At 71.9% G+C, this 24896-nt stretch carries 23 protein-coding genes and 2 tRNA genes; 18 read left to right on the top strand and 7 right to left on the bottom strand.

The window, feature by feature from the left end:
* Positions 1 to 119: 119 nt before the first annotated feature.
* The 6 genes from serS (at position 120) to BN3788_RS13525 (ending at position 6865) form a co-directional block, all read left to right on the top strand.
* The gene (serS, locus tag BN3788_RS13550) at positions 120 to 1397 is read left to right on the top strand and encodes a serine--tRNA ligase (RefSeq protein WP_066587284.1); all 1278 of its coding nucleotides are present in this window, start codon (positions 120 to 122) and stop codon (positions 1395 to 1397) included.
* Positions 1394 to 2215: an HAD family hydrolase gene (locus BN3788_RS13545; protein ID WP_066586896.1), complete on the top strand. Its 822-nt coding sequence runs from the start codon at positions 1394 to 1396 to the stop codon at positions 2213 to 2215. The genes serS and BN3788_RS13545 overlap by 4 nt, the downstream gene beginning before the upstream one ends.
* Positions 2216 to 2463: 248 nt before the next feature.
* Positions 2464 to 3834, top strand: a complete 1371-nt coding sequence (locus tag BN3788_RS13540; protein WP_066586893.1) for an ABC transporter substrate-binding protein — start codon at positions 2464 to 2466, stop codon at positions 3832 to 3834.
* A gap of 121 nt (positions 3835 to 3955) precedes the next feature.
* Positions 3956 to 4945 carry a carbohydrate ABC transporter permease gene (locus BN3788_RS13535; RefSeq protein WP_066586891.1) on the top strand — a complete coding sequence of 330 codons (990 nt, stop codon included), beginning with the start codon at positions 3956 to 3958 and terminating at the stop codon, positions 4943 to 4945.
* The gene (locus BN3788_RS13530; RefSeq protein WP_066586889.1) at positions 4942 to 5886 is read left to right on the top strand and encodes a carbohydrate ABC transporter permease; all 945 of its coding nucleotides are present in this window, start codon (positions 4942 to 4944) and stop codon (positions 5884 to 5886) included. Before BN3788_RS13535 ends, BN3788_RS13530 begins: the two co-directional genes overlap by 4 nt.
* A gap of 52 nt (positions 5887 to 5938) precedes the next feature.
* The gene (locus BN3788_RS13525; RefSeq protein WP_234346640.1) at positions 5939 to 6865 is read left to right on the top strand and encodes an EamA family transporter; all 927 of its coding nucleotides are present in this window, start codon (positions 5939 to 5941) and stop codon (positions 6863 to 6865) included.
* A gap of 3 nt (positions 6866 to 6868) precedes the next feature.
* On the opposite strand, the gene BN3788_RS13520 is transcribed toward BN3788_RS13525, so the two are convergent.
* Positions 6869 to 7612: a proteasome activator gene (locus BN3788_RS13520; RefSeq protein ID WP_315969764.1), complete on the bottom strand. Its 744-nt coding sequence runs from the start codon at positions 7610 to 7612 to the stop codon at positions 6869 to 6871.
* Positions 7613 to 7688: 76 nt separating this feature from the next.
* On the opposite strand from BN3788_RS13520, the gene BN3788_RS13515 reads away from it, so the two are divergent.
* A complete protein-coding gene (locus BN3788_RS13515; protein WP_066586887.1) occupies positions 7689 to 8918 on the top strand; it encodes an AGE family epimerase/isomerase in 1230 nt (409 codons plus the stop codon).
* Here BN3788_RS13515 and BN3788_RS13510 read toward each other — a convergent pair.
* Complete coding sequence (locus BN3788_RS13510) at positions 8872 to 9903, bottom strand: NAD(P)H-quinone oxidoreductase (protein ID WP_066586884.1); 1032 nt, start codon at positions 9901 to 9903, stop codon at positions 8872 to 8874. The genes BN3788_RS13515 and BN3788_RS13510 overlap by 47 nt on opposite strands.
* Positions 9904 to 10085: 182 nt before the next feature.
* Between BN3788_RS13510 and BN3788_RS13505 the strand changes: the two genes are divergently transcribed.
* The 10 genes from BN3788_RS13505 to BN3788_RS13460 all read left to right on the top strand — a co-directional run bounded on the left by BN3788_RS13505 (position 10086) and on the right by BN3788_RS13460 (position 19368).
* Entirely contained in the window at positions 10086 to 14537 is a 4452-nt protein-coding gene (locus BN3788_RS13505) for a sensor histidine kinase (protein WP_066586883.1), read from the top strand.
* A 46-nt stretch (positions 14538 to 14583) separates the two neighbouring features.
* Positions 14584 to 15033 carry a roadblock/LC7 domain-containing protein gene (locus tag BN3788_RS13500; RefSeq protein ID WP_066586880.1) on the top strand — a complete coding sequence of 150 codons (450 nt, stop codon included), beginning with the start codon at positions 14584 to 14586 and terminating at the stop codon, positions 15031 to 15033.
* 7 nt (positions 15034 to 15040) lie between these two features.
* Positions 15041 to 15418 carry a DUF742 domain-containing protein gene (locus tag BN3788_RS13495; RefSeq protein ID WP_066587278.1) on the top strand — a complete coding sequence of 126 codons (378 nt, stop codon included), beginning with the start codon at positions 15041 to 15043 and terminating at the stop codon, positions 15416 to 15418.
* A complete protein-coding gene (locus BN3788_RS13490) occupies positions 15399 to 16007 on the top strand; it encodes a GTP-binding protein (protein ID WP_066586878.1) in 609 nt (202 codons plus the stop codon). The genes BN3788_RS13495 and BN3788_RS13490 overlap by 20 nt, the downstream gene beginning before the upstream one ends.
* Before the next feature lie 95 nt (positions 16008 to 16102).
* Complete coding sequence (locus tag BN3788_RS13485) at positions 16103 to 16579, top strand: PIN domain-containing protein (RefSeq protein WP_066586875.1); 477 nt, start codon at positions 16103 to 16105, stop codon at positions 16577 to 16579.
* Between the two features lie 23 nt (positions 16580 to 16602).
* Positions 16603 to 16692 (top strand) — tRNA-Ser (locus tag BN3788_RS13480).
* A 39-nt stretch (positions 16693 to 16731) separates the two neighbouring features.
* Positions 16732 to 17325, top strand: coding sequence for a GNAT family N-acetyltransferase (locus BN3788_RS13475; RefSeq protein WP_066586872.1), 594 nt, complete (start codon positions 16732 to 16734; stop codon positions 17323 to 17325).
* Between the two features lie 48 nt (positions 17326 to 17373).
* Positions 17374 to 18654 (top strand): threonine/serine exporter family protein, encoded by a 1281-nt coding sequence (locus tag BN3788_RS13470; RefSeq protein WP_082812926.1) that lies wholly within the window; start codon positions 17374 to 17376, stop codon positions 18652 to 18654.
* 52 nt (positions 18655 to 18706) lie between these two features.
* Positions 18707 to 18795: transfer RNA gene (locus BN3788_RS13465), tRNA-Ser, on the top strand.
* Positions 18796 to 19002: 207 nt separating this feature from the next.
* Positions 19003 to 19368: a winged helix-turn-helix transcriptional regulator gene (locus BN3788_RS13460; protein ID WP_066586866.1), complete on the top strand. Its 366-nt coding sequence runs from the start codon at positions 19003 to 19005 to the stop codon at positions 19366 to 19368.
* Between the two features lie 66 nt (positions 19369 to 19434).
* Here BN3788_RS13460 and BN3788_RS13455 read toward each other — a convergent pair whose 3' ends face one another.
* Complete coding sequence (locus BN3788_RS13455; RefSeq protein WP_066586863.1) at positions 19435 to 20079, bottom strand: NAD(P)-dependent oxidoreductase; 645 nt, start codon at positions 20077 to 20079, stop codon at positions 19435 to 19437.
* A 194-nt stretch (positions 20080 to 20273) separates the two neighbouring features.
* Here BN3788_RS13455 and BN3788_RS13450 point away from each other — a divergent pair, with 194 nt between their 5' ends.
* Positions 20274 to 22430: a copper-translocating P-type ATPase gene (locus BN3788_RS13450; protein WP_066586861.1), complete on the top strand. Its 2157-nt coding sequence runs from the start codon at positions 20274 to 20276 to the stop codon at positions 22428 to 22430.
* On the opposite strand, the gene BN3788_RS13445 is transcribed toward BN3788_RS13450, so the two are convergent.
* Genes BN3788_RS13445 through BN3788_RS13430 form a run of 4 tightly spaced genes read right to left on the bottom strand, consistent with a single transcriptional unit; the run spans position 22372 to position 24862 of the window.
* A complete protein-coding gene (locus BN3788_RS13445) occupies positions 22372 to 22947 on the bottom strand; it encodes a DUF305 domain-containing protein (protein WP_066586860.1) in 576 nt (191 codons plus the stop codon). The two genes, BN3788_RS13450 and BN3788_RS13445, sit on opposite strands and share 59 nt — an antisense overlap.
* 57 nt (positions 22948 to 23004) lie before the next feature.
* Positions 23005 to 23631 carry a peroxiredoxin family protein gene (locus BN3788_RS13440; protein WP_066586859.1) on the bottom strand — a complete coding sequence of 209 codons (627 nt, stop codon included), beginning with the start codon at positions 23629 to 23631 and terminating at the stop codon, positions 23005 to 23007.
* Complete coding sequence (locus tag BN3788_RS13435) at positions 23628 to 24584, bottom strand: cytochrome c biogenesis CcdA family protein (protein WP_066586858.1); 957 nt, start codon at positions 24582 to 24584, stop codon at positions 23628 to 23630. The genes BN3788_RS13440 and BN3788_RS13435 overlap by 4 nt, the downstream gene beginning before the upstream one ends.
* A complete protein-coding gene (locus BN3788_RS13430; RefSeq protein WP_066586856.1) occupies positions 24584 to 24862 on the bottom strand; it encodes a glutaredoxin in 279 nt (92 codons plus the stop codon). Before BN3788_RS13430 ends, BN3788_RS13435 begins: the two co-directional genes overlap by 1 nt.
* Positions 24863 to 24896 lie beyond the last annotated feature (34 nt).

The raw sequence follows: 24896 nt of genomic DNA, 5'->3' as shown, positions 1-24896 counted from the left end.
AACTTAGTGCCGCCCGCGTTCGCCCCGCCCGCCCGCAGAGAGCCGCCGCCGGCCGCCGGACCCGCCCACAGCGGTGGCTGGCTGAGCCGGGTGCTGGCAGGGTCGATAGGCTCGTGCTCGTGATCGACCTGCGACTCGTCCGTGAGGACCCCGACCTCGTCCGTGCCAGCCAGCGTGCCCGTGGGGACGACCCCGGACTCGTCGACCAGGTGCTCGACGCCGACGCGCGCCGCCGGTCCGCCCTCACGGACTTCGAGCGGCTGCGCGCCGAGCAGAAGGCCCTCGGCAAGCAGGTCGCGTCCGCGCAGGGCGAGGAGAAGGCGGCGCTGCTCTCACACGCGAAGCAGCTCGCCGAGAAGGTCAAGGCGCTGCAGGCCGACGCGGAGGCCGCCGACACGGCCGCTGGGGAGCTCGCGCGCAGCATCGGGAACATCATCGAGGACGGCGTCCCCGCCGGCGGTGAGGACGACTACGTCGTGCTGCGTCACGAGGGCACGCCCCGGGACTTCGCCGCCGAGGGCTTCACGCCGCGCGACCACCTCGAGCTCGGCGAGATGCTGGCCGCGATCGACACCGAGCGCGGCGCCAAGGTCTCCGGCGCCCGCTTCTACTACCTGACCGGCGTGGGCGCGCGCCTCGAGCTGGCGCTGCTGAACGCCGCCGTCGACCGCGCGCTGGCGCACGGCTTCACACCGGTGATCACGCCGACGCTGGTCAAGCCCGAGGTCATGGCGGGCACCGGGTTCCTCGGCGCCCACGCCGATGAGATCTACCACCTCGAGGCCGACGACCTGTACCTGGTGGGCACCAGCGAGGTCGCGCTGGCCGGGTACCACTCGGGGGAGATCCTCGACCTCGCGGACGGCCCCCTGCGGTACGCCGGATGGTCGGCCTGCTACCGCCGCGAGGCCGGGTCCTACGGCAAGGACACCCGCGGCATCATCCGCGTGCACCAGTTCCACAAGGTCGAGGCGTTCAGCTACACCACCGTCGAGGACGCCGCCGACGAGCACCGCCGCATCCTCGGCTGGGAAGAGGAGATGCTGGCCCTGGCCGGGCTGCCGTACCGGGTGATCGACACGGCCGCCGGGGACCTGGGCATGAGCGCGGCCCGCAAGTTCGACTGCGAGGCGTGGCTGCCCACCCAGGAGCGCTACCTCGAGCTCACGTCGACCTCCAACTGCACCACGTTCCAGGCGCGCCGCCTGGGCATCCGGGAGCGCACCGCCACGGGGGAGACGCGACCTGTCGCCACCCTCAACGGCACGCTCGCCACGACCCGCTGGATCGTCGCGATCCTGGAGAACCACCAGCTGCCCGACGGCTCGGTGCGCGTGCCCGAAGGGCTGCGCCCGTACCTCGGCGGCCTCGAGACCCTGGAGCCGGTGACACGATGACCCAGCCACGCGCCGCAGACGGCATGCTCGTCGCTCTCGACATCGACGGCACGCTGATGTCCTTCGACGGGACGATCTCCCCCGCGGTGCGTCAGGGGGTCGCGGCGCTGGTCGAGGCGGGCGCCCATGTCGTGCTCGCCACCGGGCGCTCGGTGGTGTCCACCGTCCCGGTCGCCCACGACCTGGGGATCGACACCGGGTGGGCGATCACGTCCAACGGCGCCGTGACGGTGCGCCTCGACCCGTCGCTCGAGGGCGGCTATGAGCTCACCGAGACCATCACCTTCGACCCGGAGCCCGCCCTGCGGGTGCTGTCCCTGGAGCTGCCCGACGCGCTGTACGCCGTCGAGGACCTGGGGCGCGGGTTCCTGGTGAGCGCGCCGTTCCCCGACGGGGAGCTGGGCGGCGACCACCAGGTCGTCTCGTTCGACGAGCTGTGCGCCGCGCCCTCCACCCGAGTGGTGATCCGCAGCCCGCAGAGCACACCGGAGGAGTTCCACGCGCTCGTCGAGCGGGTCGGCCTGCACGAGGTGTCCTACGCCGTCGGGTGGACGGCGTGGCTCGACCTGACCCCGGGCGGGGTGTCCAAGGGCAGCGCGCTCGAGGAGCTGCGCCGCGCGCTCGGCGTCGAGCCGTTCGCGACGGTGGCGATGGGCGACGGCTCGAACGACCTGGAGATGCTGCGCTGGGCCGCCCGGGGCGTCGCGATGGGCCATGCGCCCGAGTCGCTGCTGGCCGTGGCCGACGAGGTCACCGGGACCATCGACGACGACGGCGCGGCCGCCGTGCTGCGTGGGGTGCTGTCCGGCGTCCAGTGAGAGATGCCTCCTGACCTGCGCCGAAGCGTTGGGTCGCCCCGCGAGACGTGACGTGATCGTGACCGCGCGGGGGCGCCGTGACCTGTCTGTGACGCCTCTGTCCTGATGTGACTCAATCGTGACCGTGCAAGGTGCCTTCTGGGGTTGCGCCCTGGTTCAGGCAGGGCTTCCATCAACGGAGGGCAAATGCCCGCCGACCAGGACCTTTTGTCTTGGCGGGGAGCGGACCACGACGACGTGGAGGTCAGATGAACAGCATGGGCAGGCGTCGCAGCCAGATCACGGCAGCGAGCGCAGCAGGGCTCCTCATCCTCGTGGGGGCCTGCAGCACGGACACCGATGGGGGGTCCGACGGGGAGAACACCGCAGCGGCGATCGACTGCTCGCAGTTCGAGCAGTACGGGGACCTCGAGGGCAAGACGATCAGCGTGTACACGTCGATCGTCGACCCGGAGGCCGAGGAGCAGCGCGCGTCCTACGCGCCGTTCGAGGAGTGCACCGGCGCGGAGATCGAGTACGAGGGCTCGCGCGAGTTCGAGGCGCAGCTCCCCGTCCGCCTCACCGCCGGGAACCCCCCGGACATCGCGTACATCCCGCAGCCGGGCTTCCTGAAGTCGCTCGTGGAGGACTTCCCGGACGTCGTGGTCCCGGCCGGCGAGTCGGTCGTGTCCAACGCCAACGAGTTCTACACCCCGGAGTGGGTGGACTACGGCACGGTGGACGGCAAGCTCTACGCCACGCCGCTCGGCGCGAACGTGAAGTCCTTCGTCTGGTACTCCCCGTCCGCGTTCGCGGACGCTGGCTACGAGGTGCCGACCACGTGGGACGAGCTGATGGACCTCAGCCAGCAGATCGCCGACGACGGGGCCATCCCGTGGTGCGCCGGCATCGAGTCCGGTGAGGCGACCGGCTGGCCGGCCACCGACTGGGTCGAGGACGTGGTGCTCCGCACCGCCGGCCCCGAGGTCTACGACCAGTGGGTCAACCACGAGATCCCGTTCAACGACCCGCAGATCGTCGCGGCCCTCGGGACGGTGGGGGACATCCTCAAGAACGACACGTTCGTCAACGGCGGCCTGGGCGGCGTGACGTCCATCGCCACGGCGCCGTGGAACGAGTCGGCCAACGGCATCCCGGATGGCACGTGCTGGCTGCACCGCGCGGCCAACTTCTACCAGGCCAACTGGGACGAGAGCCTCGAGGTCGCCGAGGACGGCGACGTCTACGCCTTCTACCTTCCGGGCAAGACCGCCGACGACAAGCCGCTGCTCGGTGGCGGTGAGTTCGTGACCGCGTTCAGCGACCGCCCCGAGGTCGAGGCGTTCCACGCCTACCTCTCCAGCCCGGAGTGGGCCAACGCCAAGGCGTCGGTGACCGGCCAGGGATGGTTCAGCGCCAACAGCGGGCTTGACGCGTCGCTGCTCCAGTCGCCTATCGACCAGCTCTCCTACGAGCTGCTCACCGACCCGAGCTACACCTTCCGGTTCGACGGGTCGGACCAGATGCCGGGCGCCGTGGGCGCGGGGACGTTCTGGACCGAGATGACGGCCTGGGTGGCGAGCGACAAGTCCGACGAGGACGTGCTCGCCGCGATCGAGGCCTCATGGCCCAGTTCCTGACCGACTGACCGACTGACCGGATGGACGTGACGGGCGGCCCGCGAGGCGCCGCCCGTCACGTTCGTCCTTCCCACCGGGGTCGATGGCGCCCCCGGCTGAACGCGGTGGAAGGCGGGGAGCGATGGACTGGCTCATCGATGCGGGGTCCACGGGGCACAAGTTCGCCCTGATGTTCGTGGCGATCGCGCTGTTCGTGGTGGTGATGGGGGCGATCCTGCTGGCGGTGGACCGCCCGAAGCGGGTGCCCGGCTGGGTGGTCGCGGCGGCGTTCCTCGGCCCGACGGTGCTGGGGCTGGGCTTCGGCCTGGTGTACCCCGGCCTGCGGACCATCTGGGGATCACTGCTCGACAGCAAGGGCAATGCGTTCGTCGGGCTGGAGAACTACGTCAGGGTCTTCTCTGAGGACCAATTCCAGACGGTGCTCCGCAACACCCTGATGTGGGTGATCCTCGTCCCGGTGCTGGCCACCCTGATCGGCCTGGTCTACGCGGTGCTGGTGGACCGGACCCGGTTCGAGTACCTGGCGAAGACGTTGATCTTCCTGCCGATGGCGATCTCCATGGTGGGCGCCGGCATCATCTGGAAGTTCGTCTACGAGTTCCGGCCCGACCAGCCCGGCGTCAACCAGATCGGCATCCTCAACCAGCTCCTCGTGTGGCTCGGGCTGCCGCCGCAGCAGTTCCTGCTCGGCGAGCCCGCCAACACGCTCTTCCTCATCGCGGTGATGATCTGGATCCAGACCGGGTTCGCGATGACGGTGCTGTCCGCGGCCATCAAGGCGATCCCCGACGACATCGTCGAGGCCGCCCGGCTCGACGGGCTGCACGGCGCCAAGATGTTCCGCTTCATCACGGTGCCGAGCATCCGCCCGGCCCTGGTCGTGGTGGTCACCACCATCGCGATGGGCACGCTGAAGGTGTTCGACATCGTCCGGACCATGACGGGCGGGAACTTCGGCACGTCCGTCGTCGCGAACGAGTTCTACGTGCAGAGCTTCCGCATCCGCGACCTGGGACTCGGCGCCGCCCTCGCGGTGATCCTCTTCGTCCTGGTGATCCCGCTGGTCATCTACAACGTCCGTCAGCTGCGCATCGCGGAGGAGATCCGATGACTGCCGCGATTCCGTCCACCACCCTCGTCGACTCCGGCGCCAGCACCGCCAAGGCCCGCACAGGCCGGCTCGGCCGCATGGACCAGCGGGCCGGCATGGCCCGCGCCCGGCTCGCCCGGCCCTGGACGTCGCTGCTGGCCATCGTCCTGGCGGTGCTGTGGACCATCCCCACATTCGGGTTGCTGCTCACCTCGTTCCGGCCCCGTCAGGAGATCCGCACGTCGGGCTGGTGGACGTTCCTGCAGAACCCCGCCACCACCCTCGACAACTACACCGAGGTGCTGTTCGGCAGCGGCACCCAGTTCTCCACGTTCTTCGTGAACTCGGTGGTCATCACCATCCCCGCCGTGGTCATCCCCATCTCGCTGGCGCTGCTGGCGGCGTACGCGTTCGCGTGGATCGACTTCAAGGGCCGCAACATCCTGTTCGTCGCGGTCTTCGCGCTGCAGGTGGTGCCCATCCAGGTGACGCTGATCCCGCTGCTCACCCAGTACGTGCAGTGGGGGCTCGCGGGCTCGTTCTGGACGATCTGGCTCTCGCACTCGATCTTCGCGCTGCCGCTGGCGATCTTCCTGCTGCACAACTTCATGAAGGACATCCCGCCGTCGCTGGTCGAGGCCGCGCGCGTGGACGGCGCCGGGCACGTGACGATCTTCTTCCGGGTGCTGCTGCCGCTGCTCACCCCCGCCATCGCGTCCTTCGCCATCTTCCAGTTCCTGTGGGTGTGGAACGACCTGCTGGTGGCCCTCACGTTCGCGGGCGGGTCCCCCGACGTGGCGCCGCTGACGGTCCGGGTCGCGGAGCTGGCGGGCACCCGCGGGGCGCAATGGCACGTGCTGTCGGCCGGGGCGTTCATCGCGATGATCGTGCCGCTGATCGTGTTCCTGCTCCTCCAGCGGTTCTTCGTGCGGGGCCTGCTCGCGGGCTCCGTGAAGGGCTGACCTGTTGCTCGAGGCGGGCAGGGGGATCAGGGCCGTGTGACACCATCGCCGGGTGGTCCAGCGCCCCTCGCCCGTCTCCCGGGGAGTGGTGTCGGCTCAGGGCCTGGGCCGCGTCCCCGCACCAGCCCTCTTCGTCGTCTCGGGCCTGACCCAATACCTGGGCGCGGCCATCGCCGTCGGGCTTTTCACCGTGCTGCCCGCCCCGACCATCGCGTGGCTGCGGGTGGCGGTGGCCGCCGTGGTGCTCGGGCTGTGGCGGCGGCCATGGCGCACCCGATGGACGCGAGCCGAGTTGGGCGCCTCCGCGCTGTTCGGCGTGGTGCTCGCCCTCATGAACGTCACGTTCTACATCGCCATCAGCAGCCTCCCGCTGGGCACCGCCGTGGCGATCGAGTTCATCGGCCCGGTGGCGGTGGCCGCCGTCACCGGGCGTGGCTGGCGTGAGCGGGGCGCCATCGCGGTGGCGGCCGTCGGCGTGGTGCTGCTCGCCGGCGTCAGCCTCGACGGCGGGCCGGACGCCGTCCGGGGGCTCGTCGCGATCGGTGTGGCCGCCGCGTGCTGGGCGGGCTACATCCTGCTGGGCCGTCGGGTGTCGCAGCACGGCGGCGCCGGGGGAGGGGTGACGTCGCTCGCTGTGGCGATGGGGTTCGGCGCGCTGGTGCTGGCGCCGTTCTTCGCCGGTGACGCCGGGCCCGCCCTCACCGACCCGCGGCTCGCGTTGTTGATCGTGGCCATCGCGGTGCTGTCCTCGGTGGTGCCGTACGCGCTCGAGCAGATCGTGCTGCGCCGGGTCACCTCGGCCACGTTCGCGGTGCTGCTGGCGATGCTCCCCGCGACGGCCGCCGTGGTGGGCGCCGTGGTGCTGCGCCAGTGGCCGCACGGCCTCGAGTTGGTGGGCCTCGCATGCGTGAGCGTGGCGATCATGCTCAGCTCCGGCAGCCGCCGGGGCTCCCGCGCCGACGATGTGATCGTGGACTGAGCGTCAGAGGTACTGGCCCGGACGGGTCTCGGGCGACGGCTGCTGACCCTGCTCGGCGCCCTGGGCCTGCGCCTGGGCCATCGGGACGAGCCCGGGCGGCAGGGCCCTGCGCTGGGACTTCGTCGCGACCTGCTGCGCGACCAGGGCCGTCTGGATGCTCTGGAACAGGCCCTCCAGCCACCCCACGAGCTGTGCCTGCGCGATCCGCAGCTCCGCGTCGCTCGGCACCATGCCCTCCTCCCCGAGCGGGAGTGTGAGCCGGCGCAGCTCCGCGAGCAGGTCCCCGGAGAGCCCATCCTCGAGCTCGTGGACCGCGCGGTGGTGCACCTCCGTCAGCCGCACCCGGGCCGCCTCGTCCAGCGGGGCGGTGCGGACCTCCTCCAGGAGCTGCTTGATCATCGAGCCGATCCGGATCACCTTCGTGGGCTGGTCCACGAGCCCAGCGGTGGTGCGCTGCTCCTCGGCGCCGGCGGCCTCGCCCTCGCCCTCGGGGGGCGTGCCCGCCGCGACGGCCGGCACCACCATGGGGCGTCCGTCCGGCCCGACCACGACGACGCGGGCGTCACGGCCCGCGCGGGGCTGTGCGCCCTTCGCCGGGGCGGACGGCGCCTCGGGCGCGGGTGCGTGGTCCTCGCCGCTCGGGGGCGCCTCCTCGGTCGTCTGCGGCTCGTCCTTCGGCTTCCGACGGGACCGTCCTCGCGACGGACGCTGCTCCTCGGCGGGGTCGTCGTGCGTGGTCTTGGCCATCCTCGATTGTCACTCGCCCCCGCGGGGCCCGCATGTGCCCGACGTCGCCCCCGGCAGCGCCGCTAGGGTGACGGCCATGACGTGGCTGACCACTCCTGCCCATGCCCGTTGGCTCGAGCAGGAGACGGACCGCCTGCTCGCCTTCGGGGTCGCCTCGGCTGTCCAGTCGGGCGGATTCGCGCGGCTCGACGAGCGGGGCGCGGCGGTGGACGGGCCGGCGGAGCTGTGGATCACCTGCCGCATGACGCACGTGTACGCGCTCGGCGCCCTGCTGGGACGCCCGGGCTGCGCGCCCCTGGTCGATCACGGGCTGGCGGCGCTGCGCGGGATCTTCCATGACGACGAGCACGGCGGCTGGTTCGCCGAGGTCGGCGCGGACGGCCCCACCGACGACGAGAAGGCGGCCTACCCGCATGCGTTCGTGGTCCTCGCCACGGCGAGCGCCGTGGCCGCCGGCCGCCCGGGCGCCAGCGACCTGCTGGACGAGGCGCTTGCGGTCTCCACGCGGCACTTCTGGGACGACGAGGCCGGCATGGCCGTCGAGAGCTGGGACCGGACGTTCTCGACCCTGGACGACTACCGCGGCGTGAACGCGAACATGCACACCGTCGAGGCGTACCTCGCCGCCGCCGACGTCACTGGCGACCGGAGCTGGCTCGACCGGGCGGTGCGGATCATCGAGCGCGTGGTGCACGGGTTCGCGCGGGACAACGCATGGCGCATCCCCGAGCACTTCGACAGCGCGTGGGCGCCGGAGCTCGAGTACAACGCGGACACCCCGGCGCACCCGTTCCGGCCGTACGGCGCGACCATCGGGCACTGGCTCGAATGGGCGCGGCTGACGCTGCACGCGCGGGCCGCGCTGACCGTGCGCGGCGACGTCGCCCCCGCCTGGATGCTCGACGACGCGGTGGCGCTGTTCGACGCGTCCGTCGCCGAGGGCTGGGACGTGGACGGCGCGCCCGGCTTCGTCTACACGGTGGACTGGGAGGGGCGGCCCGTGGTGCGCGAGCGCATGCACTGGGTCGTCGCCGAGGGCATCGGCGCCGCTGCGACGCTCTTCGCCGCGACGGGCGACCCGCGCTTCGACGACTGGTACGCGACGTGGTGGGACTACGCCGAGCAGCACCTGCTGGACCGTGTGGGCGGCTCCTGGTGGCATGAGCTGGGAGCGGACAACGCGGTGTCCCGCACGGTGTGGGAGGGCAAGGCGGACCTGTACCACGCGGTGCAGGCCACGCTGATCCCGCGGCTGCCCCTCACCCCCGTGCTGGCCCCGGCGCTGGCGGAGGGGCTGCTGGACTGACCAGCAGCACCTTCCCGAACACCTCGCCCGAGTCGAGCAGCTCATGCGCGGCGGGCGCCTCGTCGAGCGGCAGGCGGGCGTGGACCACGGGGCGCAGCCGGCCGTCCGCCAGCATCGGCCACACGTGCTCCCGCACAGCCGCGACGATCGCCGCCTTCTCGTGTGCGGGACGTGCGCGCAGGGTCGTGCCGGCGACGCTCGCACGGCGGGTCATGAGCAGCCCGAGGTCCAGCTCGCCACGACGTCCGCGCTGCGTGCCGATCACGACGAGGCGTCCGCCGGTGGCGAGCATCTGGAGGTTCGAGCCCAGGGCGCCGGCGCCCAGCACGTCGAGCACCACGTCCACGCCGCGGCCGTCCGTCGCGTCGAGCACCGTCTGCACCACGTCGTCGGCGCGGTGGTCGATGGCGACGTCCGCGCCCAGCTCCGCGCAGCGGGCCGCCCGTTGGGCCCCTCCGGCGGTGGCGAGCACCCGCGCCCCCAGGGCCTTCGCGAGCTGCACCGCCACCGACCCGACCCCGCCCGAGCCGCCCTGCACCAGCACCGTGGACCCGGGGCGGACCCCGCCCACGTCGACGAGGTTGGACCAGGCGGTGCACACGGCCTCCGGGAGGCCAGCAGCGTCCACGAGGTCCGTGTGGGGCGGGGCAGGCAGCACCTGGCCTGCGGCGACGCAGGCGCGCGTGGCGTACCCACCGCCGTCCAGGAGTGCGACGACCTCGTCGCCCACCGCCCAGCCGCCGCTGTCGGGCCCTGGCACGTCCGAGCCGGTCGCCGCGATCCGCCCGGACACCTCCAGACCCGGCCAGGAGGGCGCTCCCGGCGGCGGCGGATAGTGCCCCGCACGCTGCAACAGGTCGGCCCGATTGACCCCTGAGGCGGCCACATCGATCAGAACCTCACCCGGCCCGGGGACCGGATCTGGCAGTTCTGAGACTTCGAGGACATAAGGTCCGCCTGGTGAACGGATGACGATGGCGTGCACAACTGTGAGGTTAGGTCCGAAAGGGGCGTACCGCTCAGGGTGAGGTCGTGGCAAACTCCTCGGCGGGCTAATGGTCCGGTGTCCAGGAGCCGATGAGAAGCGAACGGTGACCGCCAGGCTGGCGCCAGAGAGCCGGTCACCGCCGGTGCGACGCCCTTCACGGGTGAAGGAAAGAGGTCGACATGCTGCGCAGACTTGGCATCCGCGCCAAGGTCCTGGCGGTCCTCGCCGTGCCCATGATCGTGCTTCTCGCTGCCGGTGCGTACATCTCGTACGACGCGCTGCGGACCGCGCGCTCGGCCGGCGCCGCTGCGACAGTCGTCGAGGTCCTCGAGGCCTACGCCCCGCTCGGTGTGGCGTTGCAGCAGGAGCGAGCGCTGTCGGTGCAGCCCTCGCGAGACACCGCTGCGCTCGAGGAGGCGCGCGGGGTGACCAACGCCGCGCTGTCGGCCGTGAAGCCGCTGACCGCGAAGGTCGACTTCTCGCAGTTCCCCGCCGACGTCGTCGCCTCCTTCCAGGAGGCGCAGACCGCGCACAACATCAACGTCGTCGCGGTGCGCGACCTGGTCGACTCCGACGCGAACACCTCGACGGTGACCCGCGCCTACAACGCGATCATCCAGGGCCAGATCACCCTGGTCAGCCAGATCGCGGACGCGCTCGAGAACCGGCAGCTCGGCCGCTACGTCGCGTCGTACCACGCGCTGACAGTGACCGCCGAGGACCTGGTCAACGAGCTCGCCCTCGGCACCGGCATCATCGCGTCGCAGGGCTCGTCCCCCGCCTCGCTGCGGTCCTACCAGACGCAGACCGCCTCGACGGAGATCTCCCGTGACGCGGCGCGCATCAAGCTCGCGTCGCTGGGCCAGCGTGCCCTGCGCCTGCCTGTGGACGACCCCACGTCGTCGTTCACCCGCAAGCGCGCACTGATCGCCGAGGCGACGCCGGGCAGCAACCTGCCCACGATCGAAGACCTCAACTTCGACATCAACAAGCAGCTGACGACGATCTCCGACGTCAGCCAGAAGGTGCTCGGGTCGGCCAAGGTCGTCGCCGCGAACGCCTCGGCCGATGCCCGGAACACCGCGCTCGTCACGATCCTCGGCGCCGTCCTCGCCGCCATCGCCTCGTTCGCCTTCGCGATCGTCGTCTCGCGCGGCATCGTCAACCCGCTGCGACGCCTGACCGTCGCCGCGCAGGACGTCCGCGACCAGCTCCCGCGACTCGTCGAGCAGGTCACCGTCCCCGGTGAGGGCCCCGGGCTGGAGCTCGTGCAGATCCCGGTGGACTCCTCCGACGAGGTCGGCCAGCTCGCCGCGGCGTTCAACTCCGTGAACGCCACCACGCTGCAGGTCGCCCAGGAGCAGGCCGCCCTGCGTGGGTCCATCGCGGAGATGTTCGTCAACGTCGCCCGCCGCGACCAGGTGCTCCTCAACCGCCAGCTCTCGTTCATTGACTCGCTGGAGCGGGCCGAGGAAGACCCGAACACGCTGGCCAACCTGTTCCGCCTCGACCACCTCGCCACCCGAATGCGTCGAAACGCCGAGTCGCTGCTCGTGCTCGCCGGCATCGACTCGGGCCGTCGCGTGCGTGACTCGATGCCGCTCTCGGATGTCATCCGCACCGCCTCGTCCGAGATCGAGCAGTACGACCGCATCGAGCTCGACCTGCCCATCGACCCGCTGATGCACGGCTTCAACGCCCTGGGCGCGGCGCACCTCCTGGCCGAGCTGTTCGAGAACGCGACGATCTTCTCCGAGCCCGAGACCCCGGTCGAGGTCAAGACCGGCGTCATCGGCGAGTTCGTCGTCGTGCAGGTCCTCGACCACGGACTCGGCATGTCCGACCAGGAGCTCGAGGCCGCGAACATCAAGATTCGGTCCACCGCCGCGAGCGACGCACTGGGCGCCCAGCGCCTGGGACTCTTCGTGGTCGGCCGCATCGCGCACCGCCTCGGCGCCGAGGTCCGGCTCGCCAAGAGCCAGCGCGGCACCGGGACCGTCACCACGGTCCGCTTCCCGGTCACGCTGTTCGCCACGACCGAGAGCCCGACGTTCGGCTCGTCGCAGCAGGCCCCGCCCACCCTGACGGCGTCCTCGGACCCGGTGCAGGAGCGCCCCCGCCCCGTCCAGGAGGAGGCCCCGGTCGTGGAGGCCGTGGACCTCGCCGCCCTCACCGACGGCGCGACCTCCCTCGGCCTGCCGCGCCGCCGCCTGCGTGACGACGACTCGGGTGAGATCCCGCTGGGCAGCCCCCTGCCGGGCGGACTGCCCAAGCGGTCGGCGAAGACGTTCGACGAGGACAACATCGTCCTCCCGGCGCCCACCGAGGCACGGCTGTCGCCTGAGCTGTCCGCGGAGTCGACCGGGTGGAGCCCGGCCATCGCCGCGGCGCCATCGGCCGGCCTCCCCAGCCGCTCCCGTGCGACGACCCCCGCCTGGCAGGCTCCTGAGGAGGAGCCGGCCGTCGAGGAGAAGCCGACGCCGTCGGCGCCGTCCGAGCGCGCGGGCCTCTTCACCGGCTTCCGTGGGCGCACCGACATGCCCGCCGCCGGCATGCCGCGACTGTCCCCGCGTGCCGCCGCCGAGGCGCTCGCCTCGCCGACGACCCCCACGCCGGAGATCGAGCCCGCTGCTCCGCCCGCCCTGGTGCAGCGGCGCAGCACCGCCGACTTCGAGGTCCCCGGGCTGATGCCCGACCAGCCCGAGGGCGACGAGACGCAGATCTGGACGCCGTCCTGGGCGTCCGCGACGGATGCCCCGGCGAACGAGCCGGCCGCCGCGCAGCACGTCGAGGCTCCCCAGGTCGAGGCGCCCCGGTTCGAGGCGTTCGACGTGCCGCAGCTTGAGGAGCCGCAGTTCGACGCGCCGCAGGTCCACGTGCCGCAGTCCGACGCGCCGCAGGCCGACGAGCAGTGGTCGGCGCCGACCTGGGACGAGCCCGTGGCGACGCCGACATGGGACCAGGCCACGCCGACCTGGGACGAGGTCGCCCCGAGCCCCGCGCCGCAGAGCGTCGAGCCGATCGCCGAGGCCCCTCGGACGTCCTACCCCGACTTCACCGCCTACAGCGGCTACACGGGATGGGCCAACCCGATCGACGAGGCCCGCCCGGCCCCGCAGTTCACCTCGCCGTACGCCTCGTCCTACGAGCCCGTGTCGCTCGGCTCGGGACTCGACGAGTCGCGCGCGTGGAACGCCGGCGAGCAGGTCGACGAGCAGCCCGCCGCCGAGCCGGCGCCCGCGTGGGAGCCGACGCCCGCCTGGGAGCCGGTCGCCGACGCCGCGCCGCAGGCGCAGCAGACCTGGCAGGACGCGCCGCAGGCGCAGCAGCCATGGCAGGACGCGCCGCAGGCGCAGCCGTGGCAGGAGGACGCGCCCGCCGAGTCGCTGTGGAGCGCGCCCGAGCAGCCCGCTGAGCCGTCCTGGCAGCAGCAGGCGCCGCAGTGGGACGACGTCCCGGCGCCCGCCGCTGACGTGCCGTGGCAGCCGACCGTCATCGAGAACGGCGCACCCGCCTGGGATCGCCGTGGGACGCCGCAGCCTGAGCCGGTCGTCGAGGGCGCCTGGGAGCAGCCCGTCCCCGGCCTGGTCGAGGACGAGCCGGTCGTCTACCGCGAGCGCGACACCTACGCGCAGACGGAGATGTTCACCCCCGTCGAGGCCGAGCTCGTCGCCGAGGCGCACGCGGTCGAGCCCGTGGTCCAGCACGAGCCCACAGTTCCGACGTGGGCCCCGGCCATGCCGATGTCGTCCGGGCCCGCGCAGGCTTTCAGCGACCTGGTGCAGGGCGAGCATGACGAGCAGGACTCCAAGGGCCGTCGCCGCTGGAGCTTGTTCGGCCGCCGCAAGGCCGACGGCTCGCCGGAGTCGCAGCCCACGTCGTCGGTGCCGTCGTACCAGCCGGACCCCCCGGCCGCGCCTGTGCCCGCTCCAGCCCCGATCGCCCCCCGGCAGTCGGCGTGGTCCATGGACCAGAGCGCACAGCCTGCGCCCACGGATCCCGGTCTGATGCGCAGGACGTCCGTGCAGCCGCCCGCCCCCGAGCCGCAGGGCTGGGCCCCGCCGCCCACGCTCCCGGAGGAGCGGCCCGCAGCGGCGCAGCCCCCGCAGCAGGTGTCGTCGTTCTTCCGCCCGCAGGGTCCGGCCGCGACCGCCCCCGCGTCGTGGACGCCGCCCGAGTGGTCGGGCCGGGCGCCCGCAGCACCCGCCGCCGCTCCGACGGACGCGCCACGCTCGGCGCCCCCGTCAGCGGCGCCACGGATCGGCGCGCTGGACGACGAGGTCGCCGCGATGCTGGCGCTGCGGTCCGACATCCAGGAGCAGGCGCTCTCCGAGCTCAGCCAGCTCTCCGCCTACCGCCCCAGCGCGGTCAACGGCTCGACCGGCTCCCCGTCGCTCACGAAGCGGGTTCCGGTCGCGATTCCCGAGTCACCGCCCCTGGTGACCCAGGAGGCCACCGGGGCCACCGGCCGGGATGCCGAGGAGCTGCGCACGCGGCTGTCGAGCTTCCAGTCCGGGACGTCGAGGGGACGTCGAGCGGCGGAAGCGCCGATCGACTCACCGAACCGTCACGAATCCGATCCGCTGGTCGATCAGGATCAGCACAGCAACCCGCCGTCCCCGACATGGTGACGTTTCAGTACGCAGTCAACCCCGGCTGCCACCGCAAGGAGGAAGTGTGACAGCGCTCAGCACCGAGGCAGCCAACTTCGGCTGGCTCCTGGACAACTTCGTCCGGACCGTGCCCGGGACCCGGCATACGCTGGTCGTTTCCGCCGACGGTCTCCTCATGGCCATGTCGGAGCAGCTCGACCGCACCAGCGGCGACCAGCTCTCCGCAATCGTCTCCGGCATGTCGAGCCTGACCCGTGGAGCCTCGCGGCAGCTGCGCGCAGGGGAGGTCCGGCAGGCCATCGTCGAGATGGACAACCTGTTCCTCTTCCTGATGAGCGTCTCCAACGGGTCGGTCCTCGCGGTCGTCGCCGAGGCGAGCTGCGACGTCGGCCTCATCGGCTACGAGATGGCGATGCTCGTCTCGCGCACCGAGGCGACGCTGACCCCGCAGCTCATCAGCGAGATGCGCGGCCAGCTGCCGATCGATGGCGCCACTCGGGCGCCGGTGGCGTGATCTGACGATGAGCGACCACGTGGAGTACGAGGCCCGAACGGTCCGGCCTTATGCCGTGACCGGGGGCCGCGTGCGCTCGGCGCGATCCGACCTGCCCCTCGAGGCGCTGGTCGAGGTCATGCCGGGCGCCGTCTCGAGCCAAGGGCTGCCCCCCGAGAAGCGGGCGATCCTTCAGCACGCAGCGCACACCTACATCTCCGTCGCCGAGCTCTCGGCCCTGCTGCACCTGCCGCTCGGCGTGGTGCGGATCCTGGTGGCCGACCTGGCCGACGCGAAGTACATCCGTGTGCACACGTCCACGCCGGTGGAGGTCAACACCGGCCAGTCCCCTGCCCTTTCACTGAGCGTGCTGGAGAGTGTTCTCAATGGCATTTCCGCCCTCTGACGCCGCTGTGGCCACGACGGCCGCTCCGGGCAACGTCGCCCCCACAGTCGTCAAGATCGTCGTCGCGGGCGGCTTCGCCGTCGGCAAGACGACCTTCATCGGGTCCATCTCCGACATTGAGCCGCTGAACACCGAGGCGGCCATGACGGAGCACTCAGTCGGCGTCGACGACGCCGGCGGGGTCTCGGACCGCAAGACCACCACCACGGTGGCGATGGACTTCGGTCGCATCGCGCTGCCGGGGTCGTTGTGGCTCTACCTGTTCGGCACGCCGGGCCAGGACCGCTTCCTCTTCATGTGGGACGACCTGGTGCGCGGTGCGATCGGCGCGGTCGTCCTGGTGGACACCGACCGGCTCGACCAGTGCTTCCCGGCCGTCGACTACTTCGAGAGCCGCGGCATCCCGTTCGTCGTGGGGGTCAACTGCTTCGACGGCGTCGCCAAGCACCAGCTCGACGACGTCCGCGAGGCGCTCGCCATCCCGGCGCACGTCCCCGTCCTCTACACCGACGCCCGTTCGCGGGCGGCCACGAAGCACGCGCTCATCGCCCTCGTGCAGCTCGCGATGGAGCGGCTGCGCGGCGCCTGACGCTCCGCTCGACCTCCGGCCGGCCCACCCGCGTGGTGGCCGGCCGGAGGTGTGTCCTGCCCCTGACCTCCGGGTTCGCTGGCTAGGGTGACGCCGTGCGGGTCTACGTCGATGGATCGGCGCTCACCCGGTACCTCGATGACGTGCGCGGGTCGGCGCAGTTCCGCGCATGGGCGCAGCCGATCGAGCCGGATCTGCTCGTCAGCGTGGTCTCCCGCGCGGAGCTGCGGATCGCCACCTTGCACACGACCTCTGCGCAGCGGGTGCGCGCCCGCGACGACCTCGACCGCATCGAGGTGCTGCGCCTCAGCGACCAGGCCCTCGGCTGGGCCACGAACGTGACGGGCGTGCTCAGCCCGTTCGCGGCCGTCCACCTGGGCATGGCCATGACCCACCGCGACGTGGGCGCCGTCGCGACCTACCACGGACGGCTCGCCCGGCTCGCGGCGCTGCATGGGCTCCAGGTGGTCTCCCCGGGGCTGCCCGACGGCTGGTGGGAGCAGCACGCGCCGCCCACCCAGCCGAGGGTTCCCGTCCCGGCAGGCGGCCCTGAGCCGACCCGCCCCGGCTGACGTGCCAGAATGTCCGCGCACCAGGAGGGCTGGCTGAGCGGCCGAAAGCGACGGTCTTGAAAACCGTTAGTGCGGTGACCCCGTACTCAAGGGTTCGAATCCCTTGCCCTCCGCTCTTACCGGGACACCGTTGGCTCAGCCATGCTGGGCGCGTGCCCCGCACGACGACAGACGCCGTCCCGCATGGCCTGCTCAGCGGCCTGGAGCAGCCCGTCCTCGAGGTCGGGGCCTGCACGCTTCGACCGTGGCGCGCCTCCGACCAGGCCAGCGTGGTTACTGCGTTCGACGCCCCGGACATCCGGCGCTGGCACGCCCGCTCGATGACTGCCGAAGAGGCCGCCGCATGGATCGCGCACTGGCCCGATCGGTGGCGTGCCGAGACCAGCGCCGGCTGGGCGCTGGCCGTCAACGATGAGCCGGTCGGGCAGATCAGCCTCCGCCACCTGAATCACGCGGACGGCGTCTCCGACGTCTCCTACTGGGTCATGCCCTCCTCCCGGGGCAGAGGTGTCGCCACGGCGGCGTTGGGCGCGCTGGCGGTGTGGGCGTTCGATGTCCTCGGCCTCCATCGGATCTTCGTCGACCACTCGACGCGGAACCCGGCCTCATGTGCCGTGGCCACGCGCGCGGGTTTCCGGCTCGAGGGCACGAAGCGCGGGGACTGCCTCTTACTCTTATACACATCCGACGCTGCCGACGATCCCACGCTTGTCGGCGGCCGTTTCCTCCACAGCCGACTCTCATAGGTCGGACGTCCCTGCGGGGGGTGGTGGGGCGCCATCACAATGGTGCGCGTGCCATTGGAACCGAATGATGACGAGCTCGAGCTGATCCGACAGTCCGGAGCGGCGCTCCGGGTAGGCAGGCTCAGCCTCGCTTCCGGTACCGGCAGCTACCGGGTGAAGTCGTCGATGGCGCGGGTCGCCCGCGCGCTGGGCATCGAGCGGCATGAGGCGCATGTGACGCTCACCGAGATCACCACCACCTCGCACCGGGGCCGCAGCTTCCGCACGGAGGTCGCGGAGGTGCGGTCGATCGGCATCAACGCCGACCGGCTCTCGGCGCTCGAGACGATGGTGTCGAGCCTCGACGCGGCGCACCGGGAGACGGGCCAGACCGCGCGGGTGGACGACGTCAACCGGCGGCTCGACCAGATCGCCGCGCGGCCCCCGCTGTACCCGGCGCTGTTGAACGCGCTGTGGTCGTCGATCGCGTGTGCGGCGTTCGCGTTCCTCAACAACGGCGGCGTGATCGAGCTGTGCGGGGTGTTCCTCGGCGCTGGGCTGGGCCAGCTCGCGCGGCGCGCGATGCTGCACAAGGGGTACAACCAGTTCGGTGTGACGATGCTCGCCGCGACCGTGGCGTGCTTTGTGTACTTGGGCTTCGTCGTCACGTTGTCGACGCTGGGCCTGACCGACTCGCAGCACCAGGCGGGGTACGTCTCGGCGGTGTTGTTCCTCATCCCGGGGTTCGCGCTGGTCACAGGCGCCCTGGACCTGGCCAAGCTGGACTTCTCCGCGGGGGTCGCGCGGCTCGTCTACGCGTTGATGCTGCTGACGTCGGCGGCCCTCGCCGTGTGGGGGGTGTCGGCGGCGGTGGGCCTGACGCCGGATCTGACCACCCCGATCGATGTGGCGCCCTGGGTGCTGCTGGTGCTGCGGCTCGTCGCGAGCTTCTTCGGCGTGCTGGGCTTCGCACTCATGTTCAACAGCCCGTGGCGGATGGCGGTGGGCGCCGCCAGCGTGGGGATGGTCGCGAACGTGGTGCGCATCGAGCTGGTCGACGCGGGCTTCGTGGTGCAGGGCGCGGCGGCCGTGGCGGCGCTGCTCGTCGGGCTGTTGGCCGCCTGGGTGGCGCCGCGCCTGCGGGTCCCGCGGATCACCATCTCGGTGCCGGCCGTGGTGATCATGGTGCCCGGTGTCACCGCGTACCGGGCCGTCTTCCACCTGTCCAACGGCAACACCACCGAGGCTCTGGCGTATGGGGTGCAGGCGGCCTTGGTGGTGACCGCGATCTCCATCGGGCTCGCTGTGGCCCGCATGCTGACCGACAAGGCGTGGGCGTTCGAGCGCTGATCAGCAGCCACTTTGCTGCGCACCGACCTGGCCAGGTACCCTGTGCGAGCCTGGAGACGTCGCATAGCCAGGTCTAGTGCGCGACCCTGCTAAGGTCGTGAAGGGGCAACCCTTCCGTGGGTTCAAATCCCACCGTCTCCGCTGTGAGGGGCCGCAAAACCCCTGAGTACGACCGATGACCCCGTCCTGGGAATGACCCCAGGGCGGGGTTTCGCGGTTTCTGGGCTCGTTGGCGGTCGCAGGGCCTTCCTCTCGCTCTCGCCAACACTTACCGTGGGAGAGTTAGCCACGCATGGAGAGTAAGCAACCTCCGACAGCCTGAACCGTGGCGGCGCAGAGGAGACGACGATGGCCGACCCGCAGTGGGATCCCTACGACCGCAACTGCCCGACCCGGCGGGTGCTGGACCGCATCGGGGACCGCTGGACGGTGCTCGTGGTCGGCACGCTGGACGACGGGCCGATGCGCTTCGGGGAGATCACGCGCCGGATCGACGGCATCTCGCAGAAGATGCTCACCCAGACGCTGCGTGGGCTGGAGCGCGACGGGCTGGTCAAGCGGACGCTCTACCCGCAGGTCCCCCCGCGCGTCGAGTACGAGCTCACCGAGGCCGGGCGCACGCTGCGCGAGCCGCTCAAGGCGCTTGAGGACTGGGCGACCACGCACATCGGCGGCGTGCTCGAGGCCCGCGAGCAGTACGACCAGGCGGTCTGAGGAGGGCGCCCGATACACCTGCGGCCCGGCGCCGTGGAGGCGTCGGGCCGCAGCCGGGGGTGGATCTCAGTACGCGACGGTGAACCGCTGGCGGCTGTGGGCCGGGTTCTCGATCTCGTCGACGAAGGCCTGCGCGTAGTCCGCGCCGGAGATGTTCGAGTTGCCCTCGGAGTCCACCAGCAGGACGTCGCCGCCGATCCGGAACTCGCCGGTGTGCTCGCCGGCCGCCCACGGGCCGAAGTTCCCCGCCGGGCTGAGGAAGAACCAGTCCAGCGTCGCGTCTGCTGCACGGAGGTCGCTCAACACCTCAGCGAGCTCGGCGGCCTCGGACGTGAACGCGTCGGGGAATTCGTCGGTCGACGCCACGGTCGGGCCGCCCTCGGAGACTAGGAGCGAGCCGGCGCCGCCGACGACGCCGATCCGCGCGCCGGCGTCCTGCGCGGCGGTGGCGAGCGCGCGCACCACGCCCACGAGCTTGCCCTCGAGCTCGCCACGCGGCGACAGGGTCTCGACGACCACGTCGGTGTCCGCCACGGCCCGCTCCAGAACGGCGGTGTCGAACACATCGCCGGTCACGTAGGAGGCGCCGGGGACGGGCTCGACTGGCGCGTTCCGAGAGATCGAGGTGACCTGGTGGCCTCGCGAGACCGCCTCGCGCACGATGTGCGACCCGGCGTATCCGGTGCCGCCGATCACGGTGATGCGTGCCATGACAACTTCCTCTCGTCCTCGGCTCCGTTCGGAACCGCTACTTACCGTAAGAGAGTTACTGCGGACCGGGAAGTAGGCACTTTGCGGTAAGTAACTTCCGGTCTGGTGCCTCACGGCGACGGGCCGCGAGGGAACAGCCTGCGGCGCCGAGGGGTTGTGCATACCCTCGGGGGGTATCGAGAAGGGACGAGCACGTGAGCACCCCACATCAGCACCACGGCGACAGCGAGCAGCACCACCACCAACACGGCGCGACCGAGGCCCACGCCGGTCACGAGGACGCGGGCCATGCCGGTTACGCGGGCCATGCCGGTCACGCGGGCCACGGCGGTCACGGCGACCATGCGGCCGCGTTCCGCGACCGGTTCTGGTGGACCCTCGCGCTGGCGGTCCCCGTGGTGGTCTTCAGCGAGATGTTCGCCGACCTGCTCGGGTACATGCCCCCGGATTTCCCCGGCGCCGGCTGGGTCTCCCCGGTGCTGGGCACTGTCATCTTCTTCTACGGCGGCGCCCCGTTCCTGACCGGCGCCGTCGCCGAGGCGCGGTCCCGGCGCCCGGGGATGATGATGCTGGTGGCGCTGGCCATCACCGTCGCGTTCGTCGCGTCGTGGGCCACCACTCTGGGGTTCGCGTCGGGGCTGGACTTCTGGTGGGAGCTCGCGCTCCTGATCGTCATCATGCTGCTCGGGCACTGGCTCGAGATGCGCGCGCTGGGTGCGGCGTCGGGCGCGCTGGACGCCCTGGCCGAGCTGCTTCCTGACGTCGCCGAGAGGGTCGCCGACGACGGGGCCGTCGTCGAGGCGCCGCTCGACGAGCTGAGAACTGGCGACGTGGTGCTCGTGCGGGCCGGTAGCCGGGTCCCCACCGACGGCGTGGTGGTCGACGGCACCGCCCACCTCGACGAGGCGATGATCACCGGCGAGTCGAAGCCGGTGCGGCGCGGGCCTGGCGACGCGGTGGTCGGCGGCACGGTGGCCACCGACTCGACGCTGCGCGTGCGGGTCACGGCCGTGGGCGCCGACACGGCCCTGGCGGGCATCCAGCGGCTGGTGGCGGACGCCCAGGCATCCAGCTCACGCGCCCAGGCGTTGGCCGATCGGGCCGCGGCACTCCTGTTCTGGTTCGCGCTGGTCGCCGGGATGCTGACCTTCGCGGTGTGGGCGCTGCTGGGCAACGTGCCCGACGCCGTCGAGCGCACCGTGACAGTGCTGGTCATCGCGTGCCCGCATGCGCTCGGCTTGGCGATCCCGCTGGTCATCGCGATCTCCACCGAGCGCGCCGCACGCTCCGGGGTCTTGGTGAAGAACCGCCTCGCGCTCGAGCGGATGCGCACCGTGGACACCGTCCTGTTCGACAAGACCGGCACCCTGACGCAGGGGCGCCTGACGCTGCTCGGGCACGCCGCCGTGCGCGGCGTCTCCGACGACGAGCTCCTCGCGTTGGCCGCGGCGGTCGAGTCCGACTCCGAGCACCCGATCGCCCGGGCCGTCACGGCGGCCCACGACGGCCCGCTGCCGGCGGTGCGGGACTTTGCCACGCTGCCCGGGCGCGGCGTCGAGGCGAAGGTCGGCGGGCGGACGGTGCATGTGGGCGGCCCGGCGCTGCTCTCCGAGCTCGGCCTGAGCGAGCCGGCGGAACTCGCCGAGACCACGCGGGGCTGGCAACAGCAGGCCGCGAGCGTGCTGCATGTGGTGAGCGACGGCCGGGTCATCGGCGCGCTGGCCGTCGCCGACGAGATCCGCCCGGGGGCCCGGGCAGCGATCGACGCGCTACACGCCCGGGGGGTGCAGGTGGCGATGGTCACGGGCGACGCCCAGCATGTGGCGGACGCGGTCGCCGCGGAGCTGGGCATCGACGAGGTGTTCGCCCAGGTGCTGCCCGCCGACAAGCACGCCAAGGTCGCCGAGCTCCAAGCGCGCGGCCGCAAGGTCGCCTTCACGGGTGACGGCCTGAACGACGGGCCGGCCCTGGCACAGGCCGACGTGGGCATCGCCATCGGGGCGGGCACCGACGTCGCCATGGAGTCCGCGGGCGTGGTCCTGGCCTCGGATGACCCGCGCTCGGTGGTCTCGGTCATCGAGTTGTCGCGGGCGTCCTACCGCAAGATGCAGCAGAACCTGGCCTGGGCGGCCGGGTACAACGTCATCGCCGTGCCGCTCGCGGCGGGCGTGCTGGCCTGGGCCGGGTTCGTGCTGTCCCCGGCGGTCGGCGCGATCCTCATGTCCGCGTCCACGATCGTGGTGGCCGCCAACGCACAACTGCTGCGCCGCCTGGACCTGGACCCCGAGCGCGTCACAGCCCGCGCAGCAGGCCGCCCATCTCCGCGATCTCCGCAGCCTGCGCCTCGATGATCGAGCGGGCCAGGTCGAGCGCATCCGGGTGGGCGCCGTCGGCGAGCACGGCCTCGGCCATCTCGACGGCGCCCTCGTGGTGGGCCGTCATCAGCTCCAGGAATCGCCTGTCGAACTCGACGCCGCTCAGCGCGGCCACGTTCGCCATCGCCTCGGCCTGGTCCAGGCCGTCCATGTCCATCCCGCCGTGGTCCATACCGGAGTGGTCCATGCCGCCCAGGTCAGTCGAGCCGGGCGGATCCTCGTCCCACGCCTCCAACCAGCCCGTCATCAGCTCGATCTCCGGGCCCTGCGCCGCGGTGATCCGCTCGGCCAGGGCGCGGACCTCCTCGGTGCTGGCACGCTCGACGGCGAGGTCGGCCATCTCGACGGCGCCCTCGTGGTGGAGGACCATCATCTGCGCGAACTGGGTGTCGGCGTCGTTGTGCTCGGCGCCGCCGGAGCAGGCCGCCAGCGTGACGGCGAGGGTCAGGGCTCCGACGGTCAGGCTCAGGCGTCGTCGGGTGGTGGTGAGCACGGGGCTTCCTTTCCTGGAAGGGGCGCGGCTCGGAGCCGCGGTCGGTGCGGTGGGGGATCAGAGGCGCGCGTTGACCTCCTCGAGCAGGTCGGCGGGGGACAGCCACATCGACGGGTAGTTGCCGTGCCAGAGCTGGTTGCCATCGGCGTCGATGAGGATGAAGCCGTGGCCTGGCAGCCCTTCGTGCATGCCGACGCCGAGGGTTCCGTAGGCCTCGGAGATCGTGCCGTCGTCCAGCAGGAACGGCGCGTTCACGCCCAGGCGCTCGCGATCGGCGTTGATCTGCTGGGCGGTGTTCATGACGATTGGCAGCACCGTCAGTCCCGCCTCGGCGAATGCCGGGTCCTTCTCGATCTCGGCCATCTGCACCAGGCACGAGTCGCAGCCAGCGCCCTCGTTGAAGTACAAGATGACCGGCGAGCCGCGGTGGTCGGCCAGCGACACACTCGACCCGTCCGAGGCGGGCAGCGTGAAGTCCGGCGCCATCCGGGCCTCCGTGGAACTGGTGGGACGCGAGGTGAGCAGCCCCGCGGTGACCAGCGCCACCACGACCAGCAGGCCTGCCGCCCAGGCGGCCCCGCCCAGCCGGCGGCGACGGAGCGCGGCGCCGGTCTGGGCCTGCTGGACGTCGGCGAGGGCCTGTTGGCGTTCGCGCTCGCGGCGGGCGGCAGTTCCGGAGGTCATCGAGTCACTTCTTCCGTGGGAGCGGGCAGGGTGGTGTCGGGCGCGGCCGGAGCCGCCGGGGTCGAGTGGCAGGGCGCGTCCTCCGGGGCGCCGCGGCGCCGGTCGGCGAGGGTCGCCCAGACGAAGGCGGCCACCACGGCGAGCAGCGCCAGGCCCTGGACCGGCTCGGGCACGGGGGACAGCACGTCCTGCACGGCGGCGAAGATGTCGGTCAGGGTGCGGCTGGCGGCGTCCTGGAACGCGCTGCCGCCGGTCATGTCCGCACTGCCGGCCAGGGCGATGACGAACACGCCCATCACGGCGAACGCGACGGCCACCCCGATGTTCAGGGAGTTGGTGACCAGCGTCCGCCCGGCGACGCGCAGCCGCACCAACCTGGCCCGCAGGAATCGGCGCTCGCCCAGCCGGGCCTTGTCCCAGACCAGCGCCATCACGAACAGCGGGAACACCATCCCGAACACGTAGGCCAACCCCAGCGCGAGGCCGCCGATGGCAGAGCCGGACAGCACCGACAGCGTCATCACCCCCGCCAGGACCGGGGCGCAGCAACTCGACGCGACACCGGAGAAGACGCCCAGGGTGAAGAAGCTCGCGGTGTCGCCACGCGTGGTGTCCGGGGCGCGCAGGAACGACGGCAGCGACCACATCCGCCCCGACAAGGCCAGCAGGGCCAGCACGATCATCAGCAGCCCACCAGCCCAGTACAGGGGCTCGTGGTACTGCGCGATGGCCCCGGCCAGCAGGCTCATCCCCAGCGTGATGGGCACCAGCACCAGGGCCAGCCCGGCCGCGAACACGAACGTCAGCGGCAGGAGGCGCCACCGGGCGTTCTTGATGGCGCCCGCCAGGTAGGACGGCGCCAGGAACACGATGCAGCACGGGGCGAACAGCGCCACGCCACCGGCGAAGAACGCCGCCAGGATGCTGCCCGTGGTCAGCAGCTCGCTGCCCATCAGCCCGCCGCCATCGCGGCGGCCCGCCCGGCCAGCAGCGCGGCGAGCTTCTTGCGGGGCAGGCGCCCGGAGGACAGGAACACCCCGTCCACCAACGCCAGCGGGCTCATGGGCGGGCGGTGCAGGGCGACCAGGGCGCGGCCCTCCTCAGAGTCGAGCTGGACGGTGCGCACCTCCACGGGGAACCGCGCGGCCAGCTCGGCCAGCGCCTGCTCGGCGTCGAGGCACAGGTGGCACGCCGGGGACTGCACGAGCGTGACGACCGGTGGGTGCGGCATGGCGGCTCCTTCGGTGGGGCTGCGCCCTCAGTGG

This window comes from Cellulomonas timonensis (assembly GCF_900046455.1).
In the GTDB taxonomy this organism is placed as follows: Bacteria; Actinomycetota; Actinomycetes; order Actinomycetales; family Cellulomonadaceae; genus Cellulomonas_A; species Cellulomonas_A timonensis.
This window is presented reverse-complemented; position numbering and strand designations above follow the sequence as displayed.